Source organism: Micromonospora sp. WMMD714 (genome assembly GCF_029581315.1).
In the GTDB taxonomy this organism is placed as follows: domain Bacteria; phylum Actinomycetota; class Actinomycetes; order Mycobacteriales; family Micromonosporaceae; genus Micromonospora; species Micromonospora rifamycinica.
Window position 1 is genome coordinate 2,848,111 of sequence record NZ_CP120744.1, and the last position, 17,486, is coordinate 2,865,596.

16 protein-coding genes, 1 tRNA gene and 1 other RNA gene are annotated in these 17,486 nt (G+C 71.9%); 12 read left to right on the forward strand and 6 right to left on the reverse strand.

Annotated features, from left to right (window positions below):
- Positions 1-51: 51 nt before the first annotated feature.
- Both O7625_RS12775 and O7625_RS12780 read right to left on the reverse strand, forming a co-directional pair.
- Positions 52-633, reverse strand: a complete 582-nt coding sequence (locus tag O7625_RS12775; protein ID WP_282346060.1) for an Rv3235 family protein — start codon at positions 631-633, stop codon at positions 52-54.
- Positions 634-735: 102 nt separating this feature from the next.
- Positions 736-963 carry a helix-turn-helix domain-containing protein gene (locus O7625_RS12780; protein WP_067306191.1) on the reverse strand — a complete coding sequence of 76 codons (228 nt, stop codon included), beginning with the start codon at positions 961-963 and terminating at the stop codon, positions 736-738.
- A gap of 382 nt (positions 964-1,345) precedes the next feature.
- On the opposite strand from O7625_RS12780, the gene O7625_RS12785 reads away from it, so the two are divergent.
- The gene (locus tag O7625_RS12785; protein ID WP_067306189.1) at positions 1,346-1,858 is read left to right on the forward strand and encodes a hypothetical protein; all 513 of its coding nucleotides are present in this window, start codon (positions 1,346-1,348) and stop codon (positions 1,856-1,858) included.
- 116 nt (positions 1,859-1,974) lie between these two features.
- Here the strand turns inward: O7625_RS12785 and O7625_RS12790 are convergent, their stop codons facing one another.
- Positions 1,975-2,958: a hypothetical protein gene (locus O7625_RS12790; protein ID WP_282346063.1), complete on the reverse strand. Its 984-nt coding sequence runs from the start codon at positions 2,956-2,958 to the stop codon at positions 1,975-1,977.
- A 469-nt stretch (positions 2,959-3,427) separates the two neighbouring features.
- Between O7625_RS12790 and pruA the strand changes: the two genes are divergently transcribed.
- From pruA to O7625_RS12830, 8 genes are all read left to right on the forward strand, one after another.
- Positions 3,428-5,056, forward strand: coding sequence for an L-glutamate gamma-semialdehyde dehydrogenase (gene pruA / locus O7625_RS12795; RefSeq protein WP_282346066.1), 1,629 nt, complete (start codon positions 3,428-3,430; stop codon positions 5,054-5,056).
- A gap of 264 nt (positions 5,057-5,320) precedes the next feature.
- On the forward strand, positions 5,321-5,836 hold the full coding sequence (locus tag O7625_RS12800; protein ID WP_067306179.1) for a PadR family transcriptional regulator: 516 nt from the start codon (positions 5,321-5,323) through the stop codon (positions 5,834-5,836).
- Between the two features lie 64 nt (positions 5,837-5,900).
- Positions 5,901-7,022, forward strand: a complete 1,122-nt coding sequence (gene prfB, locus O7625_RS12805) for a peptide chain release factor 2 (RefSeq protein ID WP_067306175.1) — start codon at positions 5,901-5,903, stop codon at positions 7,020-7,022.
- Between the two features lie 118 nt (positions 7,023-7,140).
- Complete coding sequence (ftsE, locus tag O7625_RS12810; RefSeq protein ID WP_030331491.1) at positions 7,141-7,821, forward strand: cell division ATP-binding protein FtsE; 681 nt, start codon at positions 7,141-7,143, stop codon at positions 7,819-7,821.
- Positions 7,822-7,891: 70 nt separating this feature from the next.
- Complete coding sequence (ftsX, locus tag O7625_RS12815) at positions 7,892-8,767, forward strand: permease-like cell division protein FtsX (protein WP_067306172.1); 876 nt, start codon at positions 7,892-7,894, stop codon at positions 8,765-8,767.
- Positions 8,768-8,902: 135 nt separating this feature from the next.
- Positions 8,903-9,382 (forward strand): SsrA-binding protein SmpB, encoded by a 480-nt coding sequence (smpB, locus tag O7625_RS12820; RefSeq protein WP_067306250.1) that lies wholly within the window; start codon positions 8,903-8,905, stop codon positions 9,380-9,382.
- A gap of 104 nt (positions 9,383-9,486) precedes the next feature.
- Positions 9,487-9,862: a transfer-messenger RNA gene (gene ssrA / locus O7625_RS12825) on the forward strand.
- A gap of 321 nt (positions 9,863-10,183) precedes the next feature.
- Complete coding sequence (locus O7625_RS12830) at positions 10,184-11,191, forward strand: hypothetical protein (RefSeq protein ID WP_282346068.1); 1,008 nt, start codon at positions 10,184-10,186, stop codon at positions 11,189-11,191.
- A gap of 171 nt (positions 11,192-11,362) precedes the next feature.
- Here the strand turns inward: O7625_RS12830 and mdlC are convergent, their stop codons facing one another.
- Positions 11,363-12,958, reverse strand: coding sequence for a benzoylformate decarboxylase (mdlC, locus tag O7625_RS12835; protein ID WP_282346069.1), 1,596 nt, complete (start codon positions 12,956-12,958; stop codon positions 11,363-11,365).
- Between the two features lie 154 nt (positions 12,959-13,112).
- Positions 13,113-13,916 carry an S-methyl-5'-thioadenosine phosphorylase gene (locus O7625_RS12840; RefSeq protein WP_282346070.1) on the reverse strand — a complete coding sequence of 268 codons (804 nt, stop codon included), beginning with the start codon at positions 13,914-13,916 and terminating at the stop codon, positions 13,113-13,115.
- A gap of 141 nt (positions 13,917-14,057) precedes the next feature.
- Here O7625_RS12840 and O7625_RS12845 point away from each other — a divergent pair, with 141 nt between their 5' ends.
- Together O7625_RS12845 and O7625_RS12850 are read left to right on the forward strand one after the other, a co-directional pair.
- Positions 14,058-14,657, forward strand: a complete 600-nt coding sequence (locus O7625_RS12845; RefSeq protein WP_067301959.1) for a YqgE/AlgH family protein — start codon at positions 14,058-14,060, stop codon at positions 14,655-14,657.
- 108 nt (positions 14,658-14,765) lie between these two features.
- A tRNA-Ala gene (locus O7625_RS12850) sits at positions 14,766-14,838 on the forward strand.
- Between the two features lie 133 nt (positions 14,839-14,971).
- On the opposite strand, the gene O7625_RS12855 is transcribed toward O7625_RS12850, so the two are convergent.
- Positions 14,972-15,712, reverse strand: coding sequence for an LmbU family transcriptional regulator (locus tag O7625_RS12855; RefSeq protein WP_282346074.1), 741 nt, complete (start codon positions 15,710-15,712; stop codon positions 14,972-14,974).
- A gap of 559 nt (positions 15,713-16,271) precedes the next feature.
- On the opposite strand from O7625_RS12855, the gene O7625_RS12860 reads away from it, so the two are divergent.
- Positions 16,272-17,474: a nucleotide sugar dehydrogenase gene (locus tag O7625_RS12860; protein WP_231932773.1), complete on the forward strand. Its 1,203-nt coding sequence runs from the start codon at positions 16,272-16,274 to the stop codon at positions 17,472-17,474.
- Positions 17,475-17,486 lie beyond the last annotated feature (12 nt).

Consider the following 17,486-nt stretch of genomic DNA (forward strand, 5'->3'; position numbering starts at 1 on the left):
GTGGGCGGGCGTCCTGCTGTCCTGCCCGGCCCCGGCGCGGGTGGAGTGGGGTCAGATGACCTGGAGGGTGGTGCAGAGCCAGCTGCCGCGCCGGTGTTCCAGGCGCAGCGCCATGGCCCAGGTGCGACCACCGGCGGTGACCACCGCCGCCACCTCGACCGCAGCCGCGCGTGGCTCGCACACCCGCAGTCGACGCAGGTGGACGGCGGGCCGGGTGGACCGCCGACGCGTCGGCGGGGTACGTGACGCGGCGCGGGCGAGTTGCTCGGTCACCTCGACGGTGCGCCCCGGCTCGACCAGGGCACGGATCTGGCCGGGTGGCCGGTAGCCGTTGAGGATCTCCAGGCAGGTGCCGACGAACCGGTGTGCCGCACGGGCCGCCTCGGGAGTGGCGGTGGCGGGTGGGGGCGGGGGTGGGGCGACCGGGTGCCCGGGGTGGGGCCGGGGATCAGGCCGCCGACCGGTCGGGCGGCCGGGGGGTGGCTGTCCCGTGCCGAACAGGTCGAGGGCGAGCTGGCCGGGTGGCCGCGGCCAGAGATCCGGCACCTCGTCGACGTAGGGCGGATCGGCGACGGGGGCCGGGCGCAGCCGGATCGGCGGTCGGGTCGGCCCCGGACGGCGGGAGTCGGCCATCATTGCACCCTCAATCCCTACGTTTGCCTTCGTTTGCTTCCGACACCGTTGATTCTCGGGCACGGCGGTGCCGAGGGTCAATGGCTCAGCGGGATGGACCGGTCACTCCGGGTCGCGGTCGGTGAGCGGGTTGCCGCGTACCCACTCGGCGGTTTCGGCGTACTTGAGCTGGATGTACTCCTCCAGCCGGGCACGCTCCACCCGCCACTGACCCCGCCCGCCGATCTTGATAGCGGGCAGCTCACCACTGCGGACCATGTGGTAGACCTGCGAGTCCGACACGTTCAGCTCGGCGGCAACGTCGGAGAGCAGGAGAAACCTCGGCTCCACGGAAACCCCTCGGCTTGGCGTCGTTCGGCTCAGTTTGCCACCGACAGCCTTCCCGGCCCAGCACCCGCCCGTCCGGGCCGGCCGCGCCGCCCCTCCCGCCCCGGACCCGGGCCGTCCGTCCGGCTCGCCGGACCCGGGCCGTCCGTCCGGCTCGCCGGACCCGGGCCGTCCGTCCGGCTCGCCGGACCCGGGTCGACCGTCCCGCTCCGGACCCGGGCCGTCCGGCGGAGCGGTGTGCGGTGCACGACGGTCACGGCGTACGGCATGATCGGATCGGGCGGCCACCGGCCGTGCCGGTGGCGGTGGGGCCGTGGGCGAGCGGTGGCCGCGGGCCGTGGACGAACGTCGGCGGCGGGACCGTGGACGAGCAGGGGAGACGACGGTGGGCGACGAGCTGGTCCGGGTGTATGTGCCGGCGACCGTGCCGATGCTGGTCCTGCTGCGGGAGCAGGGCCTGCCGGCGAGCGGTGGGCATGCGGTCACCCCCATGCTGCGGGAGTGGTACGCCGAGGGCGACGAGGAGGAGCTGGAGTACGTCGCCTTCACCCGGGCCGCCCAGGACGCCCTGCAACTGCTCCGGGAGGATGCCGACGCCCCCCGCCGCCGGGTGGTGGTCTCGGTGGACCTGCCCGCGCGGCTCGTCGGTCGGGGTGACGGCGAGCTGGGTTCGAGCGTGGTGGAGCTCGACGGGCCGGTGCCGGCGTCGGCGGTGGCAGCGTTGCACGTGGACGGGGCCGAGGCGGTCAAGGACGTGACCGCCGCCGTCGACGTGGTGGCGGAGGCGCTCGCCGGCGATCCGGACGCCCAGTTCACCGTCGACGGGACCGAGGATCACGAGCTGGAGTGGTACGACCCCTCCGAGTGGGAGCTGCTGCTGCGTACCACCGCCTCCTGACCGGGCGGCGGCCGGCCGGGCCGGGTGGCGCGCGCTGGACGGCGTCGGGCCGTGGCGGGTGGCGCCGGACGGCGTCGGGCCGTGCGGCGGGTGGTGCCGGGCCGTGGCGGGTGGTGTCAGGCCTCGTCGGACCCGGGCTCGTCGTCGTGGCGGGCCGGGCCGAGGGTGCGGCCGAAGAGGATGACCGTGGTCAGCGCGCCGACGAAGAGCACCCAGATGCCGTTGTCGATCCGGGAGGTGCCCATGCTGGTCTGGGCCACCGCGTCCGCCTCGCTCAACGCCCCGGCCAGGTCCAGCAGGGTCCGGCCGCCGACCCGGATGATCACCTCGGTGAGCAGCAGGAGCAGGCCGGGGCCGGCCCCGGCGACCAGGTAGGCGGGCCACCTCGGAGCCGGGGCGTCGGGGGCGTGCCGGACGGCCCGGCGGCGGGTCCAGGTCAGGTAGCCGAAGGCGAGCAGGCCGGCGAGCAGGCCGGCGAGCAGTGACTCGGTACGGGAGACCCACTTCGCGGCGCTCACCAGCGACGCCTGGGAGTCGTCGGCCCCGAACAGGTCGAACAGCGGGTCGCGGGCCTGGCTGAAGGCCACCACGAAGAGCAGTGCGCCGAGCGTGGCGGTGACCACCGCGCCGACCGGTCCGGGGGTACGCGCTCCGGCGAGCGCCGCGCCGATGATGGCCGCCGCCGCGCTGGTGCCGGCGATGGTGTTGGTGGTGGCGTTGTCGGCGTACGTCAGGTTGATGGCCAGGGCGGTGCCCAGCCCGAGCAGCATCCCGGCGCCGAGCGCCGCCGCGAACCGCAGTGCGGCGCGGTCGCCGAGCCGGCGGGCGGTCAGCTCGCTCGCGGCCAGCGCGACGGCCGCACCGGCGACCAGCGCGGCGGAGATCACCCCGGGCAGGGCGAAAGCGGAGAGGGTGATCGCGGTGAGGCCGACCGCGGCCGAGTGGATCACCTCCCGGGTGGACCACAGCATCGCCGTCAGCCAGCCGGCCGCCAGGACCGCGAGAACCGCCGTGCCCGGGGCGTAGCCCGTCCGCCCGGTCGTCGGGTCGACGGGCGGGTCGACGGGGGCGGCCGTCGTACTGCCGGGCTGGTTGCTCATCGTCTCCCTCTCGCCACCGCGCACCCCGGCACCGGGACGGGCCGCTCGCTCGCTCGGACCAGCGTACGCGGGCCGGACGGACCCGGCCGGGCTGGGCGCGGGCGCTCCCGGTCGCCCGGATCGGGCCGGGTGCGTGCCCCCGGTCCGCCGGACGGGGCTGGGCGCGGGCGGGCCCGGTCGCCCGGACGGGGCTGGGCGCGGGCGCTTCCGGCCCGTCGGATCGGCCTGTGTTTCTTCGGCTCGTCGGGGAATCCTGGCGGGAATCGTCGACGAATGGGCGATCGGGCCTCGTGATCTACGGCGTGGAGCCGGCGTGGCGTGAGTCCGCGCAGGCCGGCGTGGAAGAATCGTCGGAGGTCCCGCCGCCGCGTCCAGGTCCCTCGCGCGGCGTCCGGCTGTCCGGCCGCCCGGTCGACGCCTGCGGGGCCGATTTCGCCGCCGCTGTCGAGATCGCCCAGGAGCCTGTGACATGGACGCCGTGTTCTCCGTACCCGAGCCGCACAACGAGCCGGTACGCACCTACGAGCCGGGCAGCGCCGACCGGGAGCGGCTCCAGCGGCGGTTGACCGAGCTGGCCGCCGAGCGGATCGACCTGCCGATGACCATCGCCGGCAGCCAGCGGATGGCCGGCGGTGCCCCGATCGACGTGGTGCAGCCGCACCGGCACGCGCACGTGCTCGGCGTCACCGGGCACGCCACCCACGACGACGCCCGCGCCGCGGTGCGGGCCGCCAAGGACGCCGCGCCGGGGTGGCGGGCGTTGCCGTTCGAGGAGCGGGCCGCGGTCTTCCTGCGCGCCGCCGAGCTGCTCGCCGGCCCGTGGCGGGACACCCTCAACGCGGCCACCATGCTCGGCCAGTCCAAGACCGCCGTCCAGGCGGAGATCGACGCGGCCTGCGAGTTCATCGACTTCCTCCGGTTCAACGTGCACTTCGCCCGGGGGCTGCTGGCGGCTCAACCGAACTCGTCGCCGGGGGTGTGGAACCGGTTCGACCACCGCCCGCTGGAGGGCTTCGTCTACGCGGTGACCCCGTTCAACTTCACCGCGATCGCCGGCAACCTGCCGTCCGCGCCGGCCCTGCTCGGCAACACCGTGGTCTGGAAGCCGGGGCCCACCCAGCAGTTCGCGGCGCACTTCACCATGCGGCTGTTCGAGGCGGCCGGCCTGCCCCCCGGTGTGATCAACATGGTCACCGGGCGGGGCGAGGAGGTCTCCGACGTGGTGCTCGCCGACCCGGACCTGGCCGGCATCCACTTCACCGGCTCGACCAGGGTCTTCCAGCAGCTGTGGCGCACGGTCGGGGAGAACATCGCCTCCTACCGGGGCTACCCCCGGCTGGTCGGCGAGACCGGCGGTAAGGACTTCGTCGTCGCGCACCCCAGCGCCGACGTGGACGCCCTGCACACCGCGCTGATCCGGGGCGCGTACGAATACCAGGGTCAGAAGTGCTCGGCCGCCTCGCGGGCGTACGTCCCCCGGTCGCTCTGGGAGGGCGGGCTGCGGGACCGGCTGGCCGCCACCGCCGACGCGCTGACCTACGGCGACGTCACCGACTTCGGCAACTTCGGCGGCGCGGTGATCGACGCCAGGGCGTACGCCCGGCACACCGCAGCGCTGGAGCTGATCGCCGGGGACGACAGTTGCCGGGTGCTGGCCGGGGGTACCGCCGACGACGCGGTCGGCTGGTTCGTCCGGCCGACGCTGTTCGAGTGCGCCGACCCGGCCCACGAGACGTTCACCACCGAGTACTTCGGCCCGATCCTCGGCGTGCACGTGTTCGACGACGCCCGGTTCGACGACGTGGTCGCCCAGGCGGAGTCGGTCGCCCCGTACGCGCTGACCGGGTCGGTCTTCGCCACCGACCGCCGGGTGATCGACGCGGTGGCCGAGCGGATGCGGTACGCGGCCGGCAACTTCTACGTCAACGACAAGCCGACCGGCGCGGTGGTCGGGCAGCAGCCCTTCGGTGGCGCGCGGGCCAGCGGCACCAACGACAAGGCCGGGTCGTGGCACAACCTGGTCCGCTGGATGTCGCCCCGGACCATCAAGGAGACGTTCGTGCCGCCGACCGACCACACGTACCCGCACATGGGCTGAACCGGTGACGGTCGGCGGGGGCGGGTCGACCCGTCACCGCCGACCGGACCGGCTCCCCCCGGGACGGCCCGGGGTTACCCGGGGGTATTCTCGGCTGCCCGGCCGGTGCGGCCCAGGTCACCCCCCGGTGGGGGCCGGTCCGGGGTGGTCGGCGGGTGGTCCTGGGAGCACTGTCGTCGGCCGACAGTGCACATTGGAAATCCCTCCGGGTGGCAAATCCGGAAATCCTGGACGCCGGGACCGCAAAGTGGCAGCTTAGAGGGCATGGCGGATTCCGGAGTCAACCCCACTGCGGCGGCCCTGCTGGGGTTGTTGCACGAGGGCCCGATGACAGGCGGCCAACTGATGGCCGCCGCTGAGCGCCGACTGGCGCCGTACTGGTCGATGACACGCAGTCAGGTCTACCGTGAGTTGCCGGTGCTGGCGGAGCGTGGTTTCGTGCGGTTGGGCAAGCCCGGACCGCGGATGAGTCAACCCTACGCGATAACCGCGGCGGGCAAGCGGACCTTCTCCCGCTGGCTGGCGGAGAACCCGGGTCGGGACACCATCCGCAACCCGATCGCCCTGCGGATAGCCTTCGGCAACCTGCACTCGGCCAGCCAGCTCAAGAACCTCTACGCCTCGGCCAACGAATACCACACCGAAGCCCTCGCGTACGTCCGGGAGCAGGTCAAGACCGCCAAGAAGGAGGGCGACGAGTACGACGCCAGCGCGCTGGAGTTCGCCGTCGCCTACCACAAGGCCGCCCTGTCCTGGCTCAAGACGGCCCCGGTCGGCTGATCATCCGCCCTGCTAGGTGGTGTGCAGTGAGCGGACCGCCGCGCGCACAGTACGCTTGTCTGTCGTGACCGCTGCCGATTACGCCGAACAACTCAAGGAACTCGACGCGACCCTGCGCAACATCGAGTCGGTGCTCAACCTCGACCGTCTGCGGGAGGAGAAGGCCCGGCTGGAGGAGCAGGCGTCCGCGCCGGATCTCTGGGACGACCAGGCCCGGGCGCAGCAGGTGACCTCGCAGTTGTCGTACGTCAACGGCGAGATCAGCAAGCTGGGCAGCCTGCGCTCCCGGCTGGACGACGCCCGGGTGCTGCTGGAGCTGGCCGAGGACGAGGCCGACTCCGGTGTGCTGGACGAGGTCGAGGCGGAGATCGCCGGGTTGACCCGGGCCATCCAGGAGATGGAGGTCCGCACCCTGCTCTCCGGCGAGTACGACTCCCGGGAGGCGCTGGTCGCCATCCGGGCGGGCGCCGGTGGGGTGGACGCGGCCGACTTCGCCGAGATGCTGCTGCGGATGTACCTGCGCTGGGCCGAGCGGCACGGCTACCCGACGGAGGTCTACGAGACGTCGTACGCCGAGGAGGCCGGCCTCAAGTCGGCCACCTTCACCGTCAAGGTGCCGTACGCCTACGGCACGCTCAGCGTCGAGTCGGGCACCCACCGGCTGGTCCGGATCAGCCCGTTCGACAACCAGGGGCGTCGGCAGACCAGCTTCGCCGGGGTCGAGGTGCTGCCGGTGACCGAGCAGACCGACCACATCGACATCCCGGAGAACGAGGTGCGGGTCGACGTCTACCGCTCCTCCGGCCCGGGTGGGCAGAGCGTCAACACCACCGACTCGGCGGTGCGGCTCACCCACATCCCCACCGGCATCGTGGTGACCTGCCAGAACGAGAAGTCCCAGCTGCAGAACAAGGCCTCCGCGATGCGGGTGCTCCAGTCCCGGCTGCTGGAGCGCAAGCGGCAGGAGGAGGAGGCGAAGCTGGCCGGGCTGAAGACCGGCAGCACCAGCTCCTGGGGCGACCAGATGCGCTCGTACGTCCTGCACCCCTATCAGATGGTGAAGGATCTGCGAACCGAGCAGGAGACCGGCAATCCGTCCTCGGTCTTCGACGGCGAGTTGGACAGCTTCATCGAAGCCGGTATCCGGTGGCGCAAGCAGCAGCAGCTCGCCAACGACGCTGCGTGACCGGTCGTGGACGGGGCGCGTCGTCGATCTCGGGCTGACCGGGTGAATCGATGACGCGCCTCGCATCGGCGGGGCGTGCCACTTGGCTCTGCGGTTACACCGCGTAGACTCACCACCCGTGATTCAGCTTGAGCAAGTGACGAAGACGTACCCGAAGGCGTCCCGGCCTTCGCTCGACAACGTGTCCGTCTCGATCGAGAAGGGCGAGTTCGTCTTCTTCATCGGGCCATCCGGCTCCGGTAAGTCCACGATCATCAAGATGCTGCTGCACGAGGTCGCCCCCAACAAGGGCCGCGTCGTCGTCAACGGCAAGGACGTCACCTCGATGCGGTCCTGGAAGCGACCCCACTTCCGGCGTTCCATCGGCTGTGTCTTCCAGGACTTCCGGCTGCTGCCGAACCGCACCGCCTACGAGAACGTGGCGTTCGCCCTGGAGGTGATCGGCAAGACCAAGGCGGTGGCCCGCCGGGTCGTGCCCGAGGTGCTGGAGTTGGTCGGTCTCGGTGGCAAGGAGCACCGCTACCCGCACGAGCTCTCCGGTGGTGAGCAGCAGCGGGTCGCGGTGGCGCGGGCGTTCGTGAACCGACCGCTGATCCTGCTGGCGGACGAGCCGACCGGAAACCTGGACCCGGACACCTCGATCGAGATCATGCGCCTGCTGGACCGGATCAACCGCACCGGCACGACCGTCGTGATGGTCACGCACGACTCCAACATCGTGAACCAGATGCGCCGCCGGGTCGTCGAGATCGAGAGCGGCCGTATCGTGCGCGACCAGGCGCGCGGCGTCTACGGGTGAGCCGACGCTCCACCCCTGCCGTACGACCTGACGACGAACACCTCACGCCGGAGAGCCGGAGGAACACCCGATGCGGATGAAGTACGTCCTGTCCGAAGTGCTGGTCGGACTGTGGCGCAACGTGACCATGACCATCGCGATGATCATCACGATGGCGGTCTCGCTGACCATGCTCGGCGCCAGTGGCCTGATGTACAAACAGGTCGGCGACATGAAGGACCTCTACTACAAGAACGTCGAAGTCTCGATCTTCCTGAAGACCGACGTCACCGAGCAGCAGCGCACCGACCTCGATGCCAAGCTGAAGAGCGACCCCCTGGTCAAGGAGGTCCTCTACGTCAACAAGGACGAGGCGTACAAGACCTTCAAGGAGATGTACCAGGACGCGCCCGACCTGGTGAACGCCGTGAAGCCGGACCTGCTGCCCGAGTCGTTCCGGCTGAAGCTGGTCAACCCGGAGCAGTACAAGAACATCTACGACCAGTACCAGGGCACCGAGGGGGTCGACGTGATCGTCGACCAGAGCCGGCTGCTGGACAAGATCTTCAACGTGCTCACCGCGATCCAGAACATCGCGCTGGCCGCCGCCGTGGTGATGGCCATCGCCGCGCTGCTGCTGGTGGCGAACACGATCCAGGTGGCCGCGTACAGCAAGCGGCGTGAGGTCGCGGTCATGAAGCTGGTCGGCGCGTCGAACTGGTTCATCCAGGCGCCGTTCGTGCTGGAGGCGGTGGTCGCCGGCCTGATCGGTTCGTTGCTGGGCCTGATCGCGCTGATCGGTGCCAAGCAGTTGCTGTTCAGTGGTTCGTTGAAGGCGCTGGAGGGGCTGCTGTCGCCGATCCAGTGGTCGGACATCTTCCTGATGTTCCCGCTGATGGCCGGCGTCGGCGGCCTGATCAGCGCCGCCACCGCCTGGGTCACGCTCCGCTTCTACCTGCGGGTCTAGTCGCCGCAGGGCTCTCCGTGAGGACCCTCCCCCGCCGGGAAGAAACGGCGGGGGAGGGTCCTTGTCGTTCGGGTAGCATGATCCCCGCTCGCCGGCCGGACGGTCGGTGCGCGTACCAGGAGGGAGGTGCGCCGGATGCCACGGGAAAAGGGCCGCAAGGTGGTCGCCTCCAACCGGAAGGCCCGCCACGACTACGCCATCCTCGACACCTACGAGGCGGGCATGGCGCTGACCGGCACCGAGGTCAAGTCGCTGCGCGCCGGGCGGGCCTCGTTGGTCGACGCCTTCGCCCAGGAGCGCGACGGTGAGCTGTTCCTGCACGGCATGCACATCCCGGAGTACACCCAGGGCACGTGGACCAACCACGAGCCCCGGCGTACCCGCAAGCTGCTGCTGAAGCGGTTGGAGATCGACAAGTTGATCGGCAAGACCCGCGAGGGTGGCCTGACCATGGTCCCGTTGCAGGTCTACTTCTCCGACGGCTGGGCCAAGGTGGAGATCGCCCTGGCCAAGGGCAAGAAGTCGTACGACAAGCGGCAGGACCTCGCCAAGCGGGACGCCGACCGGGAGATCGCCCGGGTGTCCGGTCGCCGGGGCAAGGGGATGGACGACTGATTCACACCGTTTGTCGGGCTCGACGCGCCGACCCGGGCCTCGGGATGAAACCCGTTGCGGCAGGCGTTAGTCTGGTCAGTGCCGCCACATCGGCGGCCCGTCGAGGGGGTGACTGGTTTCGACTTCGTACGCAGCGACAGGGGAAGCGAGCCGAGGAAGCCGACGTCGTCTCGAGAATCGGTCGTCGGAAACCAATAAGCGCCAAGCAAAATCGCGCTGACTTCGCTCTCGCCGCCTGAGGCGAGTAGTGAGTCTGTCGGCCTGGGAACGCCTTCGTCCCAGTTAGCCGGCATCAGCTAGAAGGCTGGCCAACCGGACCCGGTCGCGGGGTCCGTGCGGCGAGATCAATCAGCGACTGGGCCCGTCACACCAACTTGCTCGCGTGAGCGGTGGGGCCGAGTAGAGGCATAGCGAGCTGCGCTCGGAGAAGCCCTGACAAACCGGCGAAGGACCCGGGTTCGATTCCCGGCACCTCCACCACACGATGCGCCCCGGTCCGCAAGGACCGGGGCGCATCGCCATCCCGGCCCATTGCCCCACCTTCCCCGGCCCTGGCCCCCTCCTCCCACTCCCACCCCCGCGGCCCTGCCCCCACTCCGGTCCCCCCGGCCGCCCTACCCCCCGCCTCTCTCGCCCCGGTGATCAAGAGGTTCAGGCCAGTTTGATCTCGGCGGCTGACCTGAACCTCTTGATCACCGGGGCGGGGGGCGGGAGTGGGGCGAGGGAGGAGGGGGTGGGGCGAGAGATGGAGGGAGGGGGTGGGGTGGGAACCGGTGGGGGTGGGTGGGCGTCTCAGGGGGTATGCGTCGACTTGTGCTGGTGGGGCTGGGGATCCTGGTGGGGGCGGCGGGGTGTGCGCCGGCGGGCTCCGTGCCGGGTGGGCTTGCGTCGGGTGGGTCCGTGCCGAGTGGGGCTGCGTCGGGTGGGGCGGTGGTGGGTGGAGCTAGTGGTGGCGCGGACCGGCAGGGGGAGGAATTCGACCGGCGGGCCGCCGAGGTCGCCGGGGCGTGGCGGCCCGGCCCCGACTGGTCGACCGGGTACCTGCCGTTGCAGGACGCCACCGTGCTCACCGGGGATCCCGGCTTCGACGCCGACACCGAGACGGCCTTCCGCTCCGGCTGGTACCGGGATCAGATCGAACTCCCGACCGTCGTCCCCGCGGATGCGGCGATCCGCTTTCCGGACGGTGCCCTGAGCGTCCCCCTGGTCAGTGCGGCCGAGGCGTACCGGCAACTGGACCAGGGGGATCCGCCGCCGTGCGAGGGGCGGCCCCGGGTGCCGCCGGCTCCCTCGCCGACCGTCGCCGGCCGGCCGGATGATCCGGTCGCCACCCGGGCCGCCACCGCCTGTGTCCCGCTCACGGTCACCGGCGTGACCCTGGGCACCGCCGAGATACGCACCAGCCGGGGGATCGCGGCGGTGCCGGCCTGGTTGTTCACCGTGGCGGAGCTGACCACTGCGGTGGCCCGGCTCGCGGTGGCCCCCCGGGCGGTCACCGCCGTGCCCGTGCCGGCGACCCCGAGCCGGACCCTTCCGGGCGGCGTGGCCGGCGTCGACCGGCTCCGACGGGTCGACGGCGACCGGTTGACGTACGACGTCGCCCTGGGGGCCTGCGACAGCGGACCCGCCGCCCTGGTGCGGGAGGGTGACGACGTGGTGGTGGTCGGCGGTGGGACGGTCCCCGGCACCGGGGAGTGCATCGAGCTCGCCGTGCTCAAGCCGGTCACCGTGACGTTGGCGGCACCGCTCGGCACGCGCCCGGTGCTCGACGTCGCCACCGGTCGAGTGCTCACCCTCGCCGCCCACTGACCCGCCCCCGGACCCACCCACCACCACCCGTTACCCCCGCGGGCCTCCCGGACCACGACGACCCGGGCCGGTGATCAAGAAGTTTGCGTCATGTTGATCTCCAGAGTTGACCCAAACCTCTTGATCACCGGGGCGCATCGGGGCGAGACGGGGCGAGGGGGTGGGTGGGGGTTAGAGGAGTTTGGGGATCTTGGTGCTGATGGGGGTGGCCAGGACGGTCGGCTGGTCGGCGTGTAGTGCGCCGGTCAGCGCGTCGGGCAGGTCGTCCAGGGTGTCGACGACGCGGGTGGCGCAGCCGTAGCCGCGGGCGACGGCGGTGAGGTCCAGGCCCGGCAGGTCCAGGCCGGGCACGCCGGGGGTGGACTTCAGCTCGGCGAACGCCTTGAGGATGGCGTACTGCTGGTTCACCGGGACCAGCACGACCACCGGCAGCCGCAACCGCGCGGCGGTCCACAGCGCCTGCACCGAGTAGTGGAAGGAACCGTCCCCGATCACCGCCACCACCGGCCGTCCCCGCCCGGTGTCGCGTTCGGCGAGGGCGATGCCCACGGCGGCCGGTAGCCCGTAGCCGAGCCCGCCGCTGGCCATGGTGAAGTACGACGCCGGCCTGGTGACCGGGAGCCGACGACGCAGCGCCGCCAGGTTGGACGGCGACTCCTGCACCAGCACCGCGTCGGCGGGCCAGCAGGCGGCCAGGGCGGCGAAGAGCGCGTCCGCGTCCGGCGGATCTGCCGGCACCGGGGGCGGCGGCGTCGGGCGGGGCGCGGGTGGCGGCCGGTCGGTCGCCGGCAGCAGGTCCAGCAGTGCGGTCAGGGTCAGCCCGGCGTCGCCGAGCAGGCTGTCGCCGACCGGGGCGCGGGCCGCCTCGTCCGGGTCGTCGGTGACGTGCAGCAGCCGGGCTCCCGGTGGCAGGTGGTCACCGGGCACGTGGGGGTAGTAGCGGAACACCGGCGCACCGACCACCAGCACGACGTCGTGCCCGGTGAGCTGCGCGGCCAGCGGCGCGATCGCGTACGGCAGCACCCCCCGGTAGTGCGGGTGGTGCTCGGGGAAGGCGGCCCGCTCCGGTGCCGGCGCGGACCAGACCGGGGCGGCGAGCCGTTCCGCCACCGCCACCGCCACCGGCCAGGCGTCGGCCCGGTCCACCGCCGCGCCGAGCACCAGCACGGGATGGCGGCCCGCCGACAACGACGCGGCGAACTCCCGCAGCCGGCGCGGGTCGGGGGCGAACCTGGTGGCCACCGTCCGCACCTGCGGGGGCGGGTCCGCCGGCTGGTGCCAGTCGTCGAGCGGCAGGGAGAGGTAGACCGGGCCGGCCGGCGGTTGCGCCGCCGTCGCGTACGCCCGCATGAAGGCCGCCGGCACGTCCTGCGCCCGCGCCGGCTCGTGGCTCCACTTCACGTACGGCCGGGGCAGCTCGGTCGGCTGCCGGTTGGCCAGTCGGGGCTCCATCAGCAGCATCTCCCGGCTCTGCTGCCCGGCGGTGACGAGCAGCGGGGTCCGGTTGTGCCAGGCGGTGACAAGGTTGCCCATGCCGTTGCCGGTGCCCGGGGCGGTGTGCAGGTTGACGTGGGCGGGCCGGCCGGTGGCCTGTGCGTACCCGTCGGCCATGGCGACCGCCGAGCCCTCGTGCAGGGCGTGCACGTAGTGGAAGTCGGCCGGGAATTCCTGGAGGAAGGGCTCCTCGGTCGAGCCGGGGTTGCCGAAGACCGTGGTCAGGTCGAGGGCACGGAGCAGGTCGTAGGTGGTCTCCCGGACGGTCGCCATCGCCCCCGCCTCCGTGTCCCCCGCCGGCCCGTGCCGTTGCCCGTCGGGATCCGGTGATCCGCCCCCGAGCTGCCGAATCTACCGGGCGGCAGGCGGCGGTTCGGGTGCTTTGCCGGCTGTCACCTGCGTCCGTGGGGTGGCGTGGGGCAGTGGCTCAGGGGAGCGGGAACGGGGTCCGGATGCCGTCCAGCGCGTGCCCGCACGGGCAGTCGCGGTCGGTGGGCAGGGCGGCCACCGCGTCCAGCAGTACGCCGCGCAGCCGGTCGGTGTTCTCCCCGAAGACCCGGAAGACCTCCTCCTGGGTGACCGATTCGCCTGCCTCCACCCCGGCGTCCAGGTCGGTGACCAGGGCGATGGAGGTGTAGCAGAGGGCGAGTTCGCGGGCGAGCACGGCCTCCGGGTGGCCAGTCATGTTGACCACCGTGCCGCCCATCGAGGCGTACCAGCGGGATTCCGCGCGGGTGGAGAAGCGGGGGCCCTCGACCACCACCACCGTGCCGCCGTCGACCGCCGACACGTCCCGTCCGGCCGCCGCGTCGAGCAGCGCACGCCGCCCCACCGGGCAGTACGGGTCACCGAACGCCACGTGCACCGCGCCCTGGTCGTAGTAGGTCTGCACCCGGCCGCTGGTGCGGTCGACCAGCTGGTCGGGCACCACGAACGTGCCGGGGCCGAGGTCGGGGCGGAGCCCGCCGACGGCACAGGGGGCGAGCACCTGGCGTACCCCCAGGGCCCGCAGCGCCCACATGTTCGCCCGGTACGGGATCCGGTGCGGCGGGTGGCGGTGATCACGCCCGTGCCGGGGCAGGAAGGCCACCGGCCGACCGCCCACCGAGGCGATGGTGAGCACGTCCGAGGGGTCGCCGTACGGGGTCTCCACCTGGTGTTCCGTCGCGTCGTCGAGCAGCGCGTACAGCCCCGAACCGCCGATCACCGCGATCTCCGCCGTCGGAACCATCGACCCTCCCTCGACCGCCCTCGATCACCTGTCGGTCAGACCTTAGCCACCGCACTGGGTGCAGGCTATGGTGCCAGGCATGGCGGTGACAGCACGGATGGTCGGTGGTGCCCGGTTGTCGGACCCGGTGCGCGGCTGACGATGTCCGACACGCAGGGGGAGGGACCGGCGATCAGCGGTCGTGCCGTGGAGTCGATGACCGGGCGGCTGCTGGTCGCGACACCGGCCCTCAAGGATCCGAACTTCGACCGTACGGTCGTGCTGCTGGTCGCCCACGAGGCCGGCGGGGCGCTCGGGGTGGTGCTCAACCGGGCCACCGAGGTCCCGGTCGCGGACGTCCTCGGTGAGTGGAGCGACCTGGCCCGGCACCCGGCGGTGCTCTTCGAGGGCGGTCCCGTGCAGCCGGAGTCGGCGATCTGCCTGGCCCGGATGCGGCACCCGATGCGGCGGCTGAAGGGCTTCCAGCCGATCTCCGGCGCGGTCGGCACCGTCGACCTGTCGGTCGATCCGGAGCGGATGCGGGACAGCATCGGCGGCATCCGGGTCTTCGCCGGCTACTCCGGTTGGGGCTCAGGGCAGTTGGAGCAGGAGATCGAGGACGGGTCCTGGTTCGTGCTCGACGCGCTGCCCGGCGACGCCTTCGTCGACCGTCCGGACGACCTCTGGCCGATGGTGCTGCGCCGGCAGGGCGGCATGATGGCGGCGGTCGCGCACTTCCCTCCGGACGTGGCGCTGAACTGATCCACCAGGCGTCCCCGGGGGCCGGTCCGGGGGTACCCCCGCGAGATGACCATGCGGCGCGGCGTGTGTATAGTTCTCTCCGTGCCCGGGACACCGGGACTACCGCAAGGGGCCGTGGCGCAGCTGGTAGCGCACCACACTGGCAGTGTGGGGGTCAGGGGTTCGAGTCCCCTCGGCTCCACTTGCGTAGACGCAAAGCCGGCACCAGTCCAGGACTGGTGCCGGCTTTTTGCGATCTCGTGGCCGGTCGCCGGGCCACGCCGCAGGCGCCCCGGGCGCGGGAAAGCCGCGTGGACCGGCGTGCTGAGCGCGGGTCAGCCGATTCCCGCGAAGAGGCCGTCCCGGCGGGGGTCCGCGGGGCGTCCCGGTGCCTCGCCGGCGGGCCGGTCGGGGCCGCCGACCGCCAGCTCCTCGCGGGCGGCCCGGTCGAGCGCGCCGATCGCCCACTCCTCCAGGCTGTGCCCGAGCTTCTCGGCCACCGCGCTGTACGACCGGATCTGCTCCGGCGACAACCGCACCTTGATGTGGGTGCTGTCACCGGCCCGGCCCCGGTCGTCCAGGTTCGCCTCGTCGGGCCCGGGCGGGATCGCCTCGGCGGACCGTTCCGCGATGCTGGCCCGGACCTCCTTGCGCAGCCGGTTTCTCGACCACGAGAGCTTCTCGGCCTTGCGCAGCCAGAAGTCCTGTTCGTGCTCGCTCAGCCGGGCGACCTCCGCGTGGTGGGCGAAGCTGAGCGCGTCGCGCCGCCGGGACAGCGGGAAACGTCGGGCCACCCAGACGTAGTTGCGCAGGGTCTGGTAGTCGAGCGAGGTCTGCTCGATGGCGTCGCTGTAGCGCCCGCTGTACGCGGTCTCCCCGTAGAGTAGCCAGTCTCCCAGACACCAGGCCGACCAGGTGCTGACCGCCGCCAGCCGCCGGCCGATGCCGAGCCATTTCTCGTACGGCAGGTGTTCGGGGAACTCGATCCCGGTGCGTGGGGTCGCGAGGATGTCGAACTGCACGTCGAGCGGGGCGGTCTTCGGTGGTCCGGTCCGGGTGGAGGGATGCACCGCCACGTCACCGCCTTCCCTCGTCGGGACCGTCGGCGTCATCCGCAGCCGTCCGGTGGGTCGTCGGTCGGACGGAGAGTCTGGTCGACCGCACGTCGGGTGGAGATCCCGGCGGGGATCCGGCCCGGTGGCCGGTGTCCGTGTCCGGTGCAGCGTCGGAAGTCCATCCGGTATCACCGACCTCTACCGTTACCGTCGCTCGTGCCTGGCATCGGGTGGGGCGCACGGGGTCGGGGCACGTCGGCGTACCCATTCTCCCGAACAAGATCGTCCAAAGGCGAGAGATCCATTCTCGCCGGAAACCACCGGGGAAAGTCAAGAGCAACAAGCTGGGCAATGTGCCGCTGGCCAGGGCGAAAAGATCACCGGGAGGGTGGTGGGCCGACGGCGATGTGGTTGCTTTGCCGGGTGCGACACCATTGATTCCGATCGTGGTATGGCATGGATCAACATGATTGCCTGAGCTGCCGGTGATCGATAGAGTCCCCCTCGTGGACCGGTGATACGAGAGGGATGCGCCACCGCTTCGATGATCGATACGGGTCAACTCGTCGAGGGGAGAGCAGTGGACACGTCCCGGTTCGTCACCGACGTCGCGATCATCGGCGGGTGCGGGCGGGTCGGCCTGCCGCTGGGGCTGGCCTTCGCGGCACGCGGCCTCTCGGTCGTCCTGTGCGACGTCAACGGCGTCGCGGTCGACCTGGTGAACGCGGGTCGGATGCCCTTCGCCGAGCCCGGGGCCGACGAGCTGCTGCCCTCCGTGCTCGCCTCCGGCGCGCTGCGCGCCACCGTCGACCCGTCCTGCGTGAGCGAGTCGGAGCACCTCGTGGTGGTGGTCGGCACGCCGGTGGACGAGCACCTCAGCCCCGACGTGACCGCCGTGTCGACGGCCCTGGAACGCTACGCCCCCTTCCTGCGCCCCGGCCACTTCGTCGCCCTGCGTTCGACCGTCTACCCGGGGGTCACCGCGATGGCCGAGCGGCTGATCGCGGGCCTGGGCCTGCCGGACGTGGACGTGGCCTTCTGCCCGGAGCGCATCGCCGAGGGCCGGGCGCTGGTGGAGCTCTTCGAACTCCCGCAGATCGTCGGCGGGCGGACCCCGCGGGCGTTCGCGCGGGCCGCCACGCTGTTCCGCTCGCTGACCCCGCAGATCGTGCCGCTCACCCCGGAGGAGGCGGAGCTGGCGAAGCTGTTCACCAACAGCTGGCGCTACATCAAGTTCGCGGCGGCGAACCAGTTCTGGATGATCGCGAACGACTCGGGCCTCGACTTCGAGCGGGTCCGGCAGGCGATCCGGTACGACTACCCGCGGGCGGCCGACCTGCCCGGCCCGGGGTTCGCGGCCGGACCCTGCCTGTTCAAGGACACCATGCAGCTCGCGGCGTTCAACGGCAACAACTTCCCGCTCGGGCACTCCGCGATGCTGGTCAACGAGGGGCTGCCCAACTACGTGGTGGCCCGGCTGGAGGAGCGGTTCGACCTGTCCACCATGCGGGTCGGCATCCTGGGCATGGCCTTCAAGGGCGGCAGCGACGACCCCCGGGAGTCACTGGCCTACCGGCTCCGCAAGATCCTGCTCCTCAAGGCGGCGGCGGTGCTGTGTGCCGATCCCTTCGTCGACGACCAACGGCTGGTACCGCACGAGCGGGTGCTGGCCGACGCGGAACTGCTCGTCATCGCCGCCCCGCACGAGCAGTACCGCGACCTTCCCGCCGCGACCCCGGTGATCGACATCTGGGGCCTCACCGGCCGGGGCGTGCTGATCTGAGCGCCGACGGGG